The sequence below is a fragment of the Paenibacillus tyrphae genome, assembly GCF_027925525.1.
GTDB lineage: Bacteria > Bacillota > Bacilli > Paenibacillales > NBRC-103111 > Paenibacillus_G > Paenibacillus_G tyrfis_B.
In genome coordinates this window covers 1-681 of the sequence record NZ_BSDJ01000089.1, presented here as the reverse complement: position 1 = coordinate 681, position 681 = coordinate 1, and the positions used below count along the sequence as shown (strand labels likewise).

Genomic DNA, 681 nt, shown 5'->3' with positions numbered 1-681 from the left:
GGGGATCAGCGATATGACGCTGGCTACCTTATATAGCGAAGCCGGTGATCTTAGACAATTCCAGCACGGATCGCAGCTTCTTCGGTTGGCCGGTTTACATCTATCTGAGAATAGCTCAGGGCTTCGTAAAGGAGAAGTAACCATTAGCAAACGTGGCAGACCCGGTCTCCGTCGCATCTTATTTTTAACCGTTTTGCATCTAGTCGCTGCCAACCCGGAATTTAAAGCACTCCACGAACACAATAAGCATGTAAAGAAAATGAAGGGAATGCAGTCTTTGATGAAGCTTTGTGGAAAACTCGCTCGCATCCTAGTTGCCCTAGCAAAGGATAACCAAACCTATCTACCGGAAAAAGTAAAGACCTTAGCTGCATAAGTAATCCTTAAACCAACGTAACATTCATCGTCATTTGGCTCATTCGCAGGATTCTACAAAGAAAGCGCGGAGTACCGACTACGTTTCCGCTTAGAGGGCACAGACCCGTTTTCAAAGAGTTGTCGGCCTCCATCCCTTGGGTAGGTGTAACGAAGGAATGTAAGGGGAAAACCCGTTGAGACATGGGAGGGCGAACCCCCAGGGATAGATGGAGAGTATGCGCAGGGAATTGGGGTTATATGGTATTTGAACTGGATACCTTTATTTCCTTATGCATACAATTCCCGAACGTCTGGTACAAGTCC

Annotated in this window: 1 protein-coding gene; it reads left to right on the top strand. The window is 46.8% G+C overall.

Annotation, left to right across the window (positions count from 1 at the left end; all coding sequences use genetic code 11):
• A partial coding sequence (locus QMG93_RS34970) for an IS110 family transposase (RefSeq protein WP_281944513.1) occupies positions 1 to 376 on the top strand: 376 nt, incomplete at its 5' end.
• Positions 377 to 681: the final 305 nt, after the last annotated feature.